The 13,883-nt window shown below is 34.3% G+C and carries 14 protein-coding genes; 12 read left to right on the top strand and 2 right to left on the bottom strand.

Features of this window, described 5'->3' with window-relative positions; translation table 11 throughout:
* Nucleotides 1-17 precede the first annotated feature (17 nt).
* Nucleotides 18-578 (top strand): GNAT family N-acetyltransferase, encoded by a 561-nt coding sequence (locus QZN33_RS05615; RefSeq protein WP_296789970.1) that lies wholly within the window; start codon nt 18-20, stop codon nt 576-578.
* On the opposite strand, the gene QZN33_RS05610 is transcribed toward QZN33_RS05615, so the two are convergent.
* Complete coding sequence (locus tag QZN33_RS05610) at nt 573-1,286, bottom strand: 4Fe-4S double cluster binding domain-containing protein (RefSeq protein ID WP_296789969.1); 714 nt, start codon at nt 1,284-1,286, stop codon at nt 573-575. The genes QZN33_RS05615 and QZN33_RS05610 overlap by 6 nt on opposite strands.
* A 319-nt stretch (nt 1,287-1,605) precedes the next feature.
* On the opposite strand from QZN33_RS05610, the gene QZN33_RS05605 reads away from it, so the two are divergent.
* The 9 genes from QZN33_RS05605 (at nt 1,606) to QZN33_RS05565 (ending at nt 10,957) form a co-directional block, all read left to right on the top strand.
* Complete coding sequence (locus QZN33_RS05605) at nt 1,606-3,225, top strand: ABC transporter substrate-binding protein (RefSeq protein ID WP_296789968.1); 1,620 nt, start codon at nt 1,606-1,608, stop codon at nt 3,223-3,225.
* Between the two features lie 114 nt (nt 3,226-3,339).
* Entirely contained in the window at nt 3,340-4,269 is a 930-nt protein-coding gene (locus QZN33_RS05600; RefSeq protein ID WP_296789993.1) for an ABC transporter permease, read from the top strand.
* Nucleotides 4,262-5,122, top strand: coding sequence for an ABC transporter permease (locus QZN33_RS05595; RefSeq protein ID WP_394347048.1), 861 nt, complete (start codon nt 4,262-4,264; stop codon nt 5,120-5,122). Before QZN33_RS05600 ends, QZN33_RS05595 begins: the two co-directional genes overlap by 8 nt.
* Before the next feature lie 51 nt (nt 5,123-5,173).
* Nucleotides 5,174-5,680 (top strand): GNAT family N-acetyltransferase, encoded by a 507-nt coding sequence (locus tag QZN33_RS05590; protein WP_296789967.1) that lies wholly within the window; start codon nt 5,174-5,176, stop codon nt 5,678-5,680.
* A gap of 588 nt (nt 5,681-6,268) precedes the next feature.
* A complete protein-coding gene (gene truA / locus QZN33_RS05585; RefSeq protein WP_296789966.1) occupies nt 6,269-7,132 on the top strand; it encodes a tRNA pseudouridine(38-40) synthase TruA in 864 nt (287 codons plus the stop codon).
* 26 nt (nt 7,133-7,158) lie between these two features.
* Complete coding sequence (locus QZN33_RS05580) at nt 7,159-7,479, top strand: hypothetical protein (RefSeq protein ID WP_296789965.1); 321 nt, start codon at nt 7,159-7,161, stop codon at nt 7,477-7,479.
* A gap of 58 nt (nt 7,480-7,537) precedes the next feature.
* Nucleotides 7,538-8,860, top strand: a complete 1,323-nt coding sequence (gene wecB, locus QZN33_RS05575; RefSeq protein ID WP_296789964.1) for a non-hydrolyzing UDP-N-acetylglucosamine 2-epimerase — start codon at nt 7,538-7,540, stop codon at nt 8,858-8,860.
* Complete coding sequence (locus QZN33_RS05570) at nt 8,844-9,932, top strand: ATP-grasp domain-containing protein (RefSeq protein ID WP_296789963.1); 1,089 nt, start codon at nt 8,844-8,846, stop codon at nt 9,930-9,932. The genes wecB and QZN33_RS05570 overlap by 17 nt, the downstream gene beginning before the upstream one ends.
* A gap of 2 nt (nt 9,933-9,934) precedes the next feature.
* The gene (locus QZN33_RS05565) at nt 9,935-10,957 is read left to right on the top strand and encodes a hydantoinase/oxoprolinase family protein (RefSeq protein WP_296789962.1); all 1,023 of its coding nucleotides are present in this window, start codon (nt 9,935-9,937) and stop codon (nt 10,955-10,957) included.
* Here QZN33_RS05565 and QZN33_RS05560 read toward each other — a convergent pair.
* Nucleotides 10,954-11,520, bottom strand: a complete 567-nt coding sequence (locus QZN33_RS05560) for a CDP-2,3-bis-(O-geranylgeranyl)-sn-glycerol synthase (RefSeq protein ID WP_296789961.1) — start codon at nt 11,518-11,520, stop codon at nt 10,954-10,956. The two genes, QZN33_RS05565 and QZN33_RS05560, sit on opposite strands and share 4 nt — an antisense overlap.
* Before the next feature lie 266 nt (nt 11,521-11,786).
* On the opposite strand from QZN33_RS05560, the gene tes reads away from it, so the two are divergent.
* Both tes and hacB read left to right on the top strand, forming a co-directional pair.
* On the top strand, nt 11,787-13,292 hold the full coding sequence (gene tes, locus QZN33_RS05555; RefSeq protein ID WP_296789960.1) for a tetraether lipid synthase Tes: 1,506 nt from the start codon (nt 11,787-11,789) through the stop codon (nt 13,290-13,292).
* A gap of 97 nt (nt 13,293-13,389) precedes the next feature.
* Nucleotides 13,390-13,872: a homoaconitase small subunit gene (gene hacB / locus QZN33_RS05550; RefSeq protein ID WP_296789959.1), complete on the top strand. Its 483-nt coding sequence runs from the start codon at nt 13,390-13,392 to the stop codon at nt 13,870-13,872.
* Nucleotides 13,873-13,883 lie beyond the last annotated feature (11 nt).

Raw genomic sequence — 13,883 nt, 5'->3', positions numbered from 1 at the left:
TTTTTTAGGTGTTGTCTATGAATGTTATTATTAAACCTTTAAGCAACGATTCAAAACAGATTAGGGATGTTCAAGAATTTTTGTTTAAAATGATTAAAAAAGAATTTGGATATGATTATGTTCCTGAATGGCATGAAGACATTATAAAAATGGATGATTATTACATCAATCCTGAAAGGAATAATTTTTATGTCGCCTATTATGAATCCGGTGAAATAATCGGGACAATTGGTATTAGGTCTTATGATAAAGATTTTCCAGAGTTTAGACATTTGTACTCTAGACATGCAACATCAAGCATTTGGAGATTGTTTGTCGATGAAAAATATCGCAGATGTGGTTTAGCATCAAAATTATTCAGTATTGCAGAAAATTTTGCCAATGAATCTGATTATGAAAATATTTATCTGCATACTCATAAAACCTTAAATGGTGCTTTGAAATTCTGGACAAAAATGGGTTTTGTTGTTGTTTTGGATGCAAATGATGAGTTAGAAACAGTTCATATGGATAAAACTATTCAGGGATTAGAAATTAATCCGTTAGCGAATGATTTTCGCTATGCTGTAAAATTATAATTTTTTGATATATTTTTGTGTATGTGGACATGCATAGATGCATTTTCCGCATACCGTATCTGCTTTTCCTAAATTTTTCTCAGAAACTTTCAATGCATATTTTTCACATTTCTTATCGTCATAAAATTCATTGCGTTTAAGTTTGTAATTCCATTCTTTTCCGCTTATGGCTCCTCCGAGACATGCGTCCCTACATTCCCTACATTTTCCGCATTTGGATTTAATTACAGGGGTTCCAATCTTTAAAGGAGCATCTGTTAAAACTGATGATAATCTTAAAGCTGATCCGTATTTTTTTGTTGTGAATAATGCGGATTTGCCAATCCAGCCAAGGCCTGCACGTGTTGCAATGGTCTTGTGAGGTAATTCAAATGAATTAAATTCACCAAAATCTGTTCCTAATCTTTTTTTTGTTTGTGCATATGCATTATAGCCCTTTGATATTAGATATTCTTCACATTTTATTCCTAATTCGTCTAATCTTGTGTTCAAACTGACTAATTCGTCTACATATTCTTGTGTAGGTGCATTCTGCATATTTCGTATTATCTCTTTGGGGTAAGTAATGTAAAATATTACTCCTGTGTTAAGTCCTTTTTTTGGTGTGAAATCGGTTATATCTGCAAAACCGGCTTCTGTTGCCCCTTCGGATATTAAATAATTTCTTAGTTCAAGAGATAAATTCATAAGCCAATATTTAACGGTCATTTTATTTAAATGTGCTATTTGTATTACTTTAAAAAAATATTTTTTAGATTTTTTGTTTAACTTTAATTTTCAGTTTGTTTAAAAACGGCAGATGATGTCAATTATTTTTGTTACTCATTTAACAATTTCAAATTTTTTCATGGGCAATGTTTAGTCTTTAAATTAAACTTTAAAAGTAATAAATATGTTTTTATAGGTATTATTAGTAAATATTAAATATTATTAAAATAATCAAAATTAGTATTACTAATTGGGTACTTTTTTTAAAAAAAGTATTACTTTTTATTTTAATATAATTATTAATTTATGGAGAAAAAATATGGATAAGAAAATGATAATTATTGGTGCAATCATTGCAGTTATTGTAATTGTTGTTGCTGCATTTGCTTTAATGGGTGGTTCTCATGACAGTGATCCAACTCATTTGACTGTAGCGGCACACAGTAATATCAAAGAACCTGAAGCGGGATTCAATCCTCTTACAGGCTGGGGATGTGGACACCAAAACTATAATCCTTTAGTACAAAGCTGTCTATTTAAGACAGGTGAAAACGGCACTATGGAGCCGGACCTAGCTACTGGTTATTCTATCAGCAGTGATGGTAAAACTTGGACTGTAAATGTAAGAAATGATGTTAAATTTTCAGATAATTCCACTTTTGATGCTGAAGATGTAGCATTCACATTCAACACTGCAAAAGAAACAGAATCAGATTTGGATTTAACCAATCTTGAAAATGCAACAGCAGTAAATGCAACTACTGTTGAATTTAATCTAGTTGAACCAAGATCAACATTCATTTATGATTTAAGGTATTTAGGTATTGTTCCTTCTGATTCATATGACAATAATACTTATGGCGAACACCCAATCGGTACCGGACCTTATGTATTGGACCATTGGGATAAAGGTCAACAAGCAATATTCAAAATAAATGATAATTATTATGGTGATAAACCATACTTTACACAGGTAACATTATTGTTCCCTGAAGAGTCAACCTGGTTAGAACTTGCAAAATCCGGTGATGTGGATGTAGTTCCTGTAGCAACTTCCGCATTGAACCAAACTGTTGACGGATATCAATTCTATGAAGTTTCTGCTGGTAGGGCACAAGGTGTGTCCTTCCCTTATCTTAACGATACTGGTGATGTAAGTAATGCAAGTTCCAAAATAGGAAACAACGTAACTGCTGATAAAGCTATCAGACAAGCATTGAATGTCGGTGTAAACCGTCAGGCTATGTGTGATGAAATATTTTCAGGCCATGCTACTCCTGAATACACTAGTGTAGATACAAGAGATTATGCAAATAACGATTCCAAAGTTCAGGACGGAAATATAAGTGAAGCAAAAAGAATATTAGCTGAAGGCGGTTGGAATGATACTGATGGTGATGGAATTGTAGAAAAAGATGGTGTAAAAGCATCATTCGATTTATATTATCCTCCAGATTACCTTGACAGACAGTCTTTATCCACCGTATTCGCTGAACAGGCTAAAGAAATTGGAATTGAAGTAAAACTTGTTGGTGCAGACTGGGATAAAATTTATCAGAATATGTACAGCTCAGCTGCATTAATGCAACAGACTTCCCCTGACCCATACAAATCAATTTATCAACAATATCACAGTAAAGAAGCAGATGACTTCTATATGAACCCTGGTTTATATAATAACACTGATTCCGATAGATTGATGGAAGAAGCTATGCATACTAGTGATTTAAGCCAAGCTGATTCCTTATGGGCACAATCTGCACTTGTAAACGGTGGAGGTTGGGGTCCTGCTGGTGATGCACCATTTGTATGGTTAGTCAACTACGACTACAACTATTTCATTAAGGATGGTATCGATATCGGCAATCAACCTGATGGTTTAGGAAATGATGTTTTAATTAATATCTGTGATTGGACTAGAACCAACTCCACAGCTTAATTAACCCATTTTTCCTTTTTTTTATTTTTTTAAGAATTTTTTGGGGGTTTATTTTTGAATAAGAATCAGATATTAAAATTTTTTGGTTATAAATTAATAAGATTCATAATATTGATGGTTGTAGTAGCTATTTTTAGTTTTATATTATTAGATTTATCCCCTATTAATTCGGTTAACACTTATTTAAGAGGAGCAGCTGTTTCAGAAGCTCAAAGAGCAATATTGGAAAGTTATTTTGGTATGAATGTTCCATTGCCTACTAAAATATTTCATTGGCTGATGGATTTAGTTCAGGGGAATTTAGGAACTTCCTTGATTTATCGTGCTCCGGTTATTGATGTTATTATTGATAAATTCACTGCTTCTATTGTGCTTATGGCAATTTCCTGGATTTTAAGTGGAATATTTGGTTTTGCATTAGGAGTAGTTGCTGGAAAAAATAAAGGGTCCTGGATTGACAAAGCAGTTAAGGTATACTGTTATGCAATTCAATCAGCCCCATCCTTTTGGGTAGGAATGCTTATTTTAATGGTGTTTGCTGTTTATTTAGGATGGTTCCCAATTGGTTTTGGTGTACCTATCGGTGTCAGCAGTACTGATGCCACATTTACTGAATGGGCATCCCGGCTGGTTCTTCCGACATTAACATTAAGTCTGGTCGGTCTAGCACCGATTGCTATGTATACCCGAAATGAATTAATTCAAGTTTTATCTTCTGATTATGTTTTATTTGCAAAATCAAGAGGTGAAAAAGGATGGAATTTGATAAAAAATCATGGAATAAGAAATATTTTGCTTCCAGCAATAACATTGCAATTTTTATCATTCAGTGAATTGTTTGGCGGGGCTGTTTTGGTAGAACAGGTATTTTCTTATCCTGGAATAGGTCAGACAGCTGTTGCAGCAGGTCTTCAAAGTGATGTGCCGTTATTTTTAGGAATTGTTCTTTTCAGTGCGGTATTTGTATTTGTAGGTAACTTGCTTGCGGATCTTTCATATTACTTGATTGACCCAAGAATAAAGGAGAGTGAGTTCAGTGATTAGAAAAAATAAAAAAACTGATGATAAAAGGCAGTGGTTTTTATATCCTGCAAATCTCAGAACAAAAACTCTCGTAATCATTGTTCTTTCTGCGCTGATTATTGTATCGGTATTTGTGTCAGGTTATTTCATTCGTGATATTCCTACAAGTTTTGTAAATGCAAACCAAATGCCTTCACTAGAGCATCTTTTTGGTACTGACTGGATGGGAAGAGATATGTTTCAGCGAACGGTTGCAGGTCTTGGATTAAGTTTAATGGTAGGTTTTATTGCATCTGTTGTAAGTACATTTATTTCTATAGTTCTTGGATTGTTTTCAAGTTTCAACAGATTTGCAGATGAAACCGTTGCAGGAATCATCGATTTATTTGGATCAATACCTCATATTCTTTTAATCATTCTTGTATCTATAATGTTTGGTGGTGGAGTATTGGGTGTTGTAATGGGTGTCGGTTTAACTCATTGGACTCCTCTAGCAAGAGTTTTAAGGTCAGAAGTTAAAGAAATCAGAACCAAAGAATATGTGCATCTGGCAGAAAACCTTGGAAAATCTAAAGTTTGGATTGCTACAAAACACATTTTACCGTTGGTTGTTTCCCAAATTATTGTAGGTGTTATCTTGATGTTCCCTCATGCAATTATGCATGAAGCAGCAATAACATTTTTAGGATTTGGTTTGCCTCCTCATGAACCTGCAATCGGAGTCATTTTAGCTGAATCAATGCACTACTTATCATCAGGTTATTGGTGGTTGGCGTTTTACCCTGGATTGTCATTACTGATTGTTGTGCTATTATTTGATTTGATAGGGGAGAATGTCGAAAAATTGCTCAATCCTGAAACTGCTCATGAATAATGAAAATTCATATTTTCCTATTATTTTTTTTTAATTTTTTTCAGTGATATTATGGGATATGTTATAAAAGAAGTTAGAGATAATAATCGTGAGATTTGTGATGTAAAAGATTTTTTATATGATCAGATTAAAAAGGAATATGGAATTGGCCCTACTCCTGAATTTCATTATGATATTGAGGGGATTAGGGAATATTATATTTTGCCAAAGTGTAACAATTTTTTTATGGTTTTTGATGGTGAAAAAATAATTGCCACTGCAGCGATAAGGGCATATGATAAGGATTATGAGTTGTTTAAAGGCAAATACACAAAAAAAGATACTGCAAGTATCTGGAGGCTTATGGTCGATGAAAACTACCGGCGTCATGGTCTTGCCCGCAGGCTTGTAAATAAGATGGAAGAGTTTGCAAAAGATGCAGGTTATAGCAGAATTTACTTACATACTCATAGGTATCTCGATGCTGCTTTGCCATTCTGGAAATCTATGGGCTATAAAGTAACCATTGAAGAAGATGACTACGATGAAACAACCCATATGATTAAAGAAATTACTTAATTGTAGTATTATTTTTTAAAAAAGTATTACTATTTTTTTAAGTTATAATTTTTATTCTTTTCTTTCAATATTTTTATATTGTTTTTCTTTTTATTAAATTTGCTATTTAAGTTATTATTTTTTTATGATTATCCATCTCTACTGGTTGTTTATTGTTTAAATTGATATGCTGTAAATTTTATAGTAATACAAATTTATTAAAAATTATTATTTAATCTTTGTTTTTACAATGCTTTGATTTTAGGGTCATATAATCTGTTTAACTGGTTTATTATTCTTATTTTTGAATTTGGAATTGAAATTGGGGAATAATACTTTAATAAGATTTATATGGTTATTACTATTAATTATAAATTAGATTACCTTGCTTTTAAGGTAATTTCAGATAATTAAAATTTAAGCAATATAACTACTCTATCTTTTAAAATTTTAATTATCTTAATTTAATTTTCATAATATGTAATTAGCAATAGTAAAGCCATATGACTATGTAAATAGCTATTCAATAGCTATTTACTTCCTTCTCGAATTTTAGTTTTCAAGTGTTTTTCCTAACATTTATTTTATATACTGATTAATATTATATTGATGAAACGAACAGCACTTAAAATCGGATATATTGGAACTAACTTTCATGGCTTTCAAAGACAGCCTGATTTAAGAACAGTTGAAGAGGAACTTATCTATCATTTGCGTAAGCTTGACTACATTGATGATTTGAAAAAGTCCAGATTCAGAATTGCAGGCAGAACCGATGCAGGTGTTCACAGCCTGGGAAATGTAATCAGTTTCCAGTCAGAAAAGGAAGTCAGAGTAAATGAAATCAACAATTCACTGCCTGATGATATCCAGATTTTAGCTTCAGCTCCTGTTCGATATGCATTCAAACCGAGATATGCTCAAATGAGGCAGTACCGTTATTTATTGTTCGATGATCTCGACATCGATAAGCTTAAAGAATGCGCTGAAATATTTAAAGGAACCCATAACTTTACAAATTTCACCAAACGTTTTCAAAAGACCACAACAAGAACAATAGATGATATTAAAATCACAAAGGTGGATTTGGATGACTACCACAAAAGACAGTTCCCGAATCTCCATGACACACTATCTCCTATATTTGTTGACATTTACGGTGAATCATTTTTATGGAACATGGTTCGCAAGATGATGAGAGTATTTGTTGATGTTGCAACAGGTAAAATGGATCTTGATGAAGTTGAAAGACTCCTCAATCCGTCTGAAGATGAGCCAAGAGCATATATTAAGGTCATGGAAGCTGAATACCTCATTTTGATGGATATTCAATATGATGGAATCAAATTCAGATATGATGATTATGCCTGTGAACGCTTCAGAAGAGACCTGGTCAGTTCACTGGGCGATTTGCAAAAAAGATATGCAATTCGCGAATCAATGATAAAAAGTTTAAATGATATATATAAGTAATTATAAAATTATATGTGAGGTATATTATGGGAAGAGTATATCAGGTCTTTGATAAGTTATCAATTTTAACAATAATTGTGGGATTGCTTTTGGGAGGATATCTTGCAATTAACTATAACAGTTCCAATTTATGGTTTATTGCCATACCTTTTATAATTTTAATTGCCGTTATAATTACTATTCCTGTTTTAATTGATGCAGTATTATCTAAGGATAAGCATGACAATGTATTTCCAACCAGAGCTTTGATTGAAGCATTTTTACTCAATATTGCTATTCTTATAGTTTGTACTGCTTTTGGCATTGTTTTAGGTTCATTCTATATTGGTCATTTTTCAATCCACTAATTTTTTTTACAAAATTTTTTTAAACAATCCATATAAATATAATAATGAGGTATTTATAATGAAAATTGCAACTATTTTAGGAACTCGGCCGGAGATAATTAAGATGGCTCCGATTATAGCCGAGATTAACCAAAGGGGTATCGACCATTTTATCATCCATACTGGTCAGCATTACGATAAGGAAATGTCAGATAATTTCTTCAGGGATTTGGAAATACCTACTCCGGATTACAATATTCATGTAGGATCAGGAACTCATGCAAAACAGACTGGACTTATGATGAAGGGCATTGAAGAGATATTGCTTGATGAAAAGCCGGACATCGTACTTGTTCAGGGAGATACAAATGCGGTGCTTTCAGGAGCTCTGGTCTGTGCTAAACTGCATATTGCGGTGGGTCATGTTGAAGCCGGTCTCAGATCATTTGATATGACAATGCCTGAAGAGGTAAACAGAAGAGTTGCAGATATCTGCTCAGCAATGTATTTTATCCCGACTGAACAGTCTGCCGTCAATCTTTTAAGCGAAGGAATCTCAAGAAAAAATCTGATAATTACCGGAAACACTGTTGTAGATGCCTGTTTCAGACACCTTGAAATAGCCAAAAAAAGAGGATTTGAAGAAGAATCACTTGCGGATTTGGATATTGAAAATATGGAAAACATCCTGACACTGACAATGCACAGGGCGGAAAATGTTGATGTTAAACAAAGGGTTACAAGCATTATAGAAGCCTTAAAGCAGTTAAAGGACATGAACATTATTTTCCCGATTCATCCAAGAACAAAAAACACTCTTGAAAACTTTGGCCTGTTTGATGAGCTCAACAGTATGGAACATATTCACATTGTAAAGCCGATAGGATACCTTGATTTCCTGCTTTTAACTTCAAAATCCACTTTGATTTTAACCGATTCAGGAGGTCTTCAGGAAGAGGCGATTACACTTGATGTGCCTGCACTGACATTAAGGTACAATACTGAAAGGCCTGAAACAGTAGCTGCCGGAGGAAATATTCTTGTAGGCTCCGATAAAGATGCAATTTTAGAAAATGCCAATAAAATATTAAATGATAATGATTTTGCCGAAAAAATGAAAAAAGCTCCAAATCCGTACGGACAGGGGGATGCAGCTTCAAAAACAGTTGATGCAATAGAAAAATTTTACAGTGAAGGTCTTCTAAACATTGAAGCTCCAGAAGATATAATGGATTCATTCACACGAAAAATGGCCGCTGTAAATGAAGATGTCACTGTCAGCGAATTTGAAGAAAATGAAAACGCACTGATTCACATGGTTTATGACGGCCGGAACATGGTATTTCCGAGAGATGAACTTAATTTAAACGGGATGATGATTACTTATGACAAACGAGAATGATTCAATACTGGTATTTGAGTATTTCACAGCTTCAGGCATTAAGGATAAAAGCATAATTTCCGAAGCTGAAGAACTGATATTTGCCTTATTGGGAGATTTGCATGATTTCTCCATTGACCTTGTTATAAACAGGTCATATGAGGCAATGTTAAGTAATATGAAAAATGTCAATCCAATACTGATTGAAGGGGATGTGATTGACTGGCTTAAGGACAATGCGGCAAATTTTAAAAAAGCAATTTTCATAGCCGCCGAGAACAACAACAACCTCTACAATATTACTAAAATACTTGAGGAAAACGGTGTTAAAACTTACACATCATCATCTGAAGCATGCCTTAAAACATCAGACAAGTTCACAACCTATGAAGAACTTTCAAACATAGTTCCTCAACCAAGAACATTCAGATTCAAGATAGATCCGAAAGGATACTGGAAAAGAGCTATAGAAAATCTCCATGAAAAATGGCAGGCTGAAGACCCGTTAACTCCTTTGAAATTAATCATCAAGCCATTGGTTGGAGTTGACTGTGAAAATATTGTCCTGATAGAAAACATTGAAGATTTGACACTGGATTTGGATAAGATTTTTACTCCGGGCTCAAGAATAATCGTTCAGGAATATATTGAAGGAACTGACATTAGCGTAAGCCTGATTAGTGATGGCAAAAAGGCTGTTCCTATAAGCTTAAATGAACAGTATGTCCAACTTGAAAATGATGAAGGAGTTTATTTGGGCGGACAATTGCCTTTTGAAAGCAAATACGAAAAAGAAGCATTTGAAATTGCAAGAAAAGCTGTTGAAGCTATTGACGGCATTAAAGGTTTTGTCGGCGTTGACTTGTTAATCAATTGCGATGAAAAAGATGTTTATTCAGTTTATCTTCTGGAAATTAATTCCAGATTCACAACTCCTTATGTCGGTTTAAATAGGATTAGTGATTTAAATATTGGAAAAAGCATCATTGATGTGATTGACGGTGAAATTAACATTGATGATATTGATATTTCTCTGGACGGGAAAGTTGAATTTAAAAAATCTGAAGATGATTTGGTAATTAGGAGAATTTAATAATGAAAGTAGCAGGTTTTGATATTGGTGGTGCAAACACCGATTTGGCCGTCATTGACTTTGAAGACGGTGAAATAAAAAACATTGAAGTTGATTTTGCATATCTTCCGATGTGGAGCAATAATGATGATTTATCAAGAGTATTGGTTGAGCTGATTGAAAAAATTTGTCCTTTGGATGAAATCGATGCAGTGGGCATTTCAATGACAGCTGAGCTTGTTGATGCATATGACACTAAAAAGGATGGTGTTCTTGATGTAGTTGAAAAATGTGAGGATACATTTTCATGTCCTACAGCTTATGTCGGCGTTGACGGAATGATGTCTCTTGAAGAAATCCGCCAGACTCCACTTAATGCAGCTGCCGCAAACTGGATTGCAACAGCGCAGATTGCAACTTTAATTTCTGACAATTGCATATTCATAGATACGGGAAGTACCACAACAGACATTATTCCGATTAAGGATGGAAAAGAATGTGCAATAGGCAAATCCGATTTCGACAGGTCAGCTACAGGTGAACTGGTCTACACCGGAACATTAAGAACAAATCTTGCAAGCTTTCTGGATAAGGTTGAACTGAACGGAAAAGAATACAGGGTAGCCAGTGAACTGTTTGCCCAAACTGCTGACGTTTACACAGTTCTTGATTTAATCAAAGCAGAAGATTATGTCTGCGACACCTTTGACGGTGAAGGAAAATCAAAAACCGACTGTGCAAAAAGAATTGCCCGTGTTGTATGTGCTGATTTGGAAATGCTGCGTGAAGATGATATAGTTGAAATGTCAGAGTTCATTCATCAAAAACAGATTGAACAGATTGCAGACGGTCTAAAACAGGTAGTTGAAACACAAAATCTGGATTTAATCGTTACAACTGGTCTTGGAAAAGATATTCTTGACAGACCTGCCGCAGAACTTTTAGGACTTGAAGTAAAATCAATGGGCGATATATTAACAGATGAACAGTGTGTTGTAGCGCCTGCAGTAGGAACTGCTGTGATGATGGATAAATATCTAAACTAATACCATACATCTTTTAATCCAAGCAGATAAGCTCCACCGTTAGCTATCAAATGAATAGCTAATGTCAATACTATTGCAATTACCATAAACAGCAAGTTAAGATGAACGAACGGAGCAACCATAATCAATGCGACTATTAAAAAATCTAACTGATCGAGAATTGGTGCAGGTTTACCTCTTCCAATTCCGAGTCTTCTTTTTAAGAAACTGCCTAAAGCATCACCTAAAAGAGCACCGAAACCAAGCATAAATCCGATTAAAATTCCGCTGTTGACATCAGTAATTATTGGAGTTATGATATACTGGCCTATTTCTGCTAAAATTAGAGGTGCAAGATATCCCTGTACTGCACCGGTTATTATTCCTATAATTGTCCCAGCTATTATTCCTCTCCAGGTAACGCCGTCTCCAATCCAGCGGACACCATTTTTGTCACATTTTCCAAAATCAACAGGCGTACCTCCTCCGAAAGCAAGTGCTCCTCCGTTTGAAAAGTATGCCGGAAGTATGAAATACAAACTTGTAAGACAAGCAATAAGGAATATGTAAATATCAAATGCCATATATAATTTCTCCAATTAATATAATATTATGTATATTCTATATAATATACTTAATTAAGTCAAAAACAGAAACCCGATTAAAAAATATTTCCCGCATTATGTCAAAAAATAATATTCATCAAAATTTCAAATCACACTAGTTTTTAAAGTGACATTATATTATTTCCAATTAAGTATAAATAAGAAGTGTGATATAATTTAAATATTATATATTACATTATGTAGTAATACTAATAATGATTTGTTATTGGTAAAAGGTGATTTGTTTGAAAATAAAAAATACTAAAAGTTTATGTCCGGAATGTGGCAAACCTCTTGACGCAGAAGTATATGATGAAGGCGGTAAAATCTTTATCAAAAAAACCTGTGATGAACATGGGGAATTCATAAATACTTACTGGAGTGATGATGAATTATACAACCGTGTAGACGATTACACTCCAACAATTACTTCAGTTGAAAACCCTTGCGTTCCAGATGAAAGTGCTTGCCCAAGTAACTGCGGGTTATGCTCAAAACATGAAACTTCAACCGTTTTAGGATTGATTGACGTAACCAACAGATGTAATTTAAAATGCCCGGTGTGCTTTGCTAATGCAGCCGCTGCAGGATATATTTATGAACCTACTCAGGATGAAATCAGACAGATGCTCAGAAATCTGAGAAACCTAAAACCTCATCCATGCCCTGCAATCCAGTATGCAGGAGGAGAGCCTACAGTCAGAAAAGATATTGTAGAGCTTGTTAAAATGGCAAAAGAAGAAGGGTTCACTCACGTTCAAATTGCTACTAATGGTATCAGATTAGCTAAAAGGGAAAACTTGGCTAAAGAACTGAAAGAAGCTGGATTAAATACTGTTTATCTTGCTTTTGATGGTGTAACTCCAGAACCTTACATTTACAACAGAGGAAGGGACTTGCTTGAGGATAAAATCCAGGCTATCGAAAACTGTAGAAAAGTCGGATTAGGTGTTGTACTTGTTCCTACATTAGTTAAAGGAATCAATGACCATCAGGTCGGCGAAATTATCAAATTTGCCTTTGACCACAATGAAAACATTTACGGAGTCAACTTCCAGCCTGTTTCATTTGCAGGAAGAACACCTGCTGACCATGTAGAGGAGCAAAGGATAACCATTCCTGACTTTGTTAAGATTATTGAAGATGAAACTGACGGTGAGGTTCCAACCAGTGCGTTCTATCCTCCATCAAGTGTTGAACCGATTGCAGAGTTTATTTCATTGCTTGACGGTGAAGATTCAGCTAAAGTTACTTTAAACTGCCACCAGCACTGTGGAATTGCTACATATGTATTCAGGGACAAAACTGAAGGGTCTGGAAAAGACAAACTGATTCCGATTACTGACTTTATTGATGTCGATGATTTGTTTGAAAAGTTAAAAGAATATAATGAAAAACTTAAAGAGGGCAAATTCGGGTCCCGTAAAAGGGTACTTGCAGGTATTACAAAAAATCTTACTAAAATGGTTCACACCAGCAGAACCCCTAAAAATCTCGATATTGTTAAAATTTTACTCAACGTTTTTGCAAAAAGGGATTACTCCGCTTTAGGAGACTTCTCTAAAGATGCAATGCTTATTTCATGTATGCACTTCATGGATCCGTTCAACTTTGACGAAGACAGGGTTAAAAAATGTGTTATTCATTATGCAACACCTGACGGCAGAATCATTCCGTTCTGTACAATGAACTCAATGTACCGTGAAAGTGTAGAACAGAAATTCGCAAAACCTTTAAAACAAAAGAAATAACTTAAAACAAATCAAATCACCTAACTTAATTTTGTGTGTGGGGAATCAAATTCCCGACACTTCGTTTTTTTAATCAATTCAATTTACAGTGATATTAATGGATATTATTAAAGGAAAAACATGGACTTTCGGGGAGAATATAGATACTGATGTCATTATTCCCGGAAGATATTTAAGAACATTCAATCCTCAGGATTTGGCAGACCATGTTCTTGAAGGTGAACGTCCTGACTTTACAAAAAACGTAAAAAAAGGTGATATCATTGTAGCTGATGAGAATTTCGGCTGCGGTTCATCAAGAGAACAGGCTCCTGTAGCTATTAAGACTGCTGGAGTAGATGCAATTATAGCCAAGTCCTTTGCAAGGATTTTCTATAGAAATGCAATCAATATAGGATTGCCTGTTATCGTATCTGATATTAAGGCTGAAGACGGTGACGTTATAAGTATTGATTTGTCAAAAGGAACTTTGGTAAATGAAACAAATGGCGAATCCACTACTTTCGAGCCATTTAAAGAATTCATGTTGAACATTTTGGAAGATGGTGGTTTAGTAAACCATTACTTGAACGACAAATAATTGAGGTATTG

This window comes from uncultured Methanobrevibacter sp., assembly GCF_900314615.1.
GTDB lineage: Archaea > Methanobacteriota > Methanobacteria > Methanobacteriales > Methanobacteriaceae > Methanocatella.
Note: the sequence above shows the minus strand (reverse complement) of the source record. Positions and strands in the feature narration are given on the sequence as shown.

Bases quoted from the DNA above. Each gene is read 5' to 3' on its own strand.
- QZN33_RS05610 (WP_296789969.1), bottom strand. From the start codon at position 1,286: ATGACCGTTAAATATTGGCTTATGAATTTATCTCTTGAACTAAGAAAT.
- truA (WP_296789966.1), top strand. From the start codon at position 6,269: ATGAAACGAACAGCACTTAAAATCGGATATATTGGAACTAACTTTCAT.
- wecB (WP_296789964.1), top strand. From the start codon at position 7,538: ATGAAAATTGCAACTATTTTAGGAACTCGGCCGGAGATAATTAAGATG.
- QZN33_RS05560 (WP_296789961.1), bottom strand. From the start codon at position 11,520: ATGGCATTTGATATTTACATATTCCTTATTGCTTGTCTTACAAGTTTG.
- QZN33_RS05600 (WP_296789993.1), top strand. From the start codon at position 3,340: ATGGTTGTAGTAGCTATTTTTAGTTTTATATTATTAGATTTATCCCCT.
- QZN33_RS05565 (WP_296789962.1), top strand. From the start codon at position 9,935: ATGAAAGTAGCAGGTTTTGATATTGGTGGTGCAAACACCGATTTGGCC.
- QZN33_RS05590 (WP_296789967.1), top strand. From the start codon at position 5,174: ATGGGATATGTTATAAAAGAAGTTAGAGATAATAATCGTGAGATTTGT.
- QZN33_RS05570 (WP_296789963.1), top strand. From the start codon at position 8,844: ATGACAAACGAGAATGATTCAATACTGGTATTTGAGTATTTCACAGCT.
- QZN33_RS05580 (WP_296789965.1), top strand. From the start codon at position 7,159: ATGGGAAGAGTATATCAGGTCTTTGATAAGTTATCAATTTTAACAATA.
- QZN33_RS05605 (WP_296789968.1), top strand. From the start codon at position 1,606: ATGGATAAGAAAATGATAATTATTGGTGCAATCATTGCAGTTATTGTA.
- hacB (WP_296789959.1), top strand. From the start codon at position 13,390: ATGGATATTATTAAAGGAAAAACATGGACTTTCGGGGAGAATATAGAT.
- QZN33_RS05615 (WP_296789970.1), top strand. From the start codon at position 18: ATGAATGTTATTATTAAACCTTTAAGCAACGATTCAAAACAGATTAGG.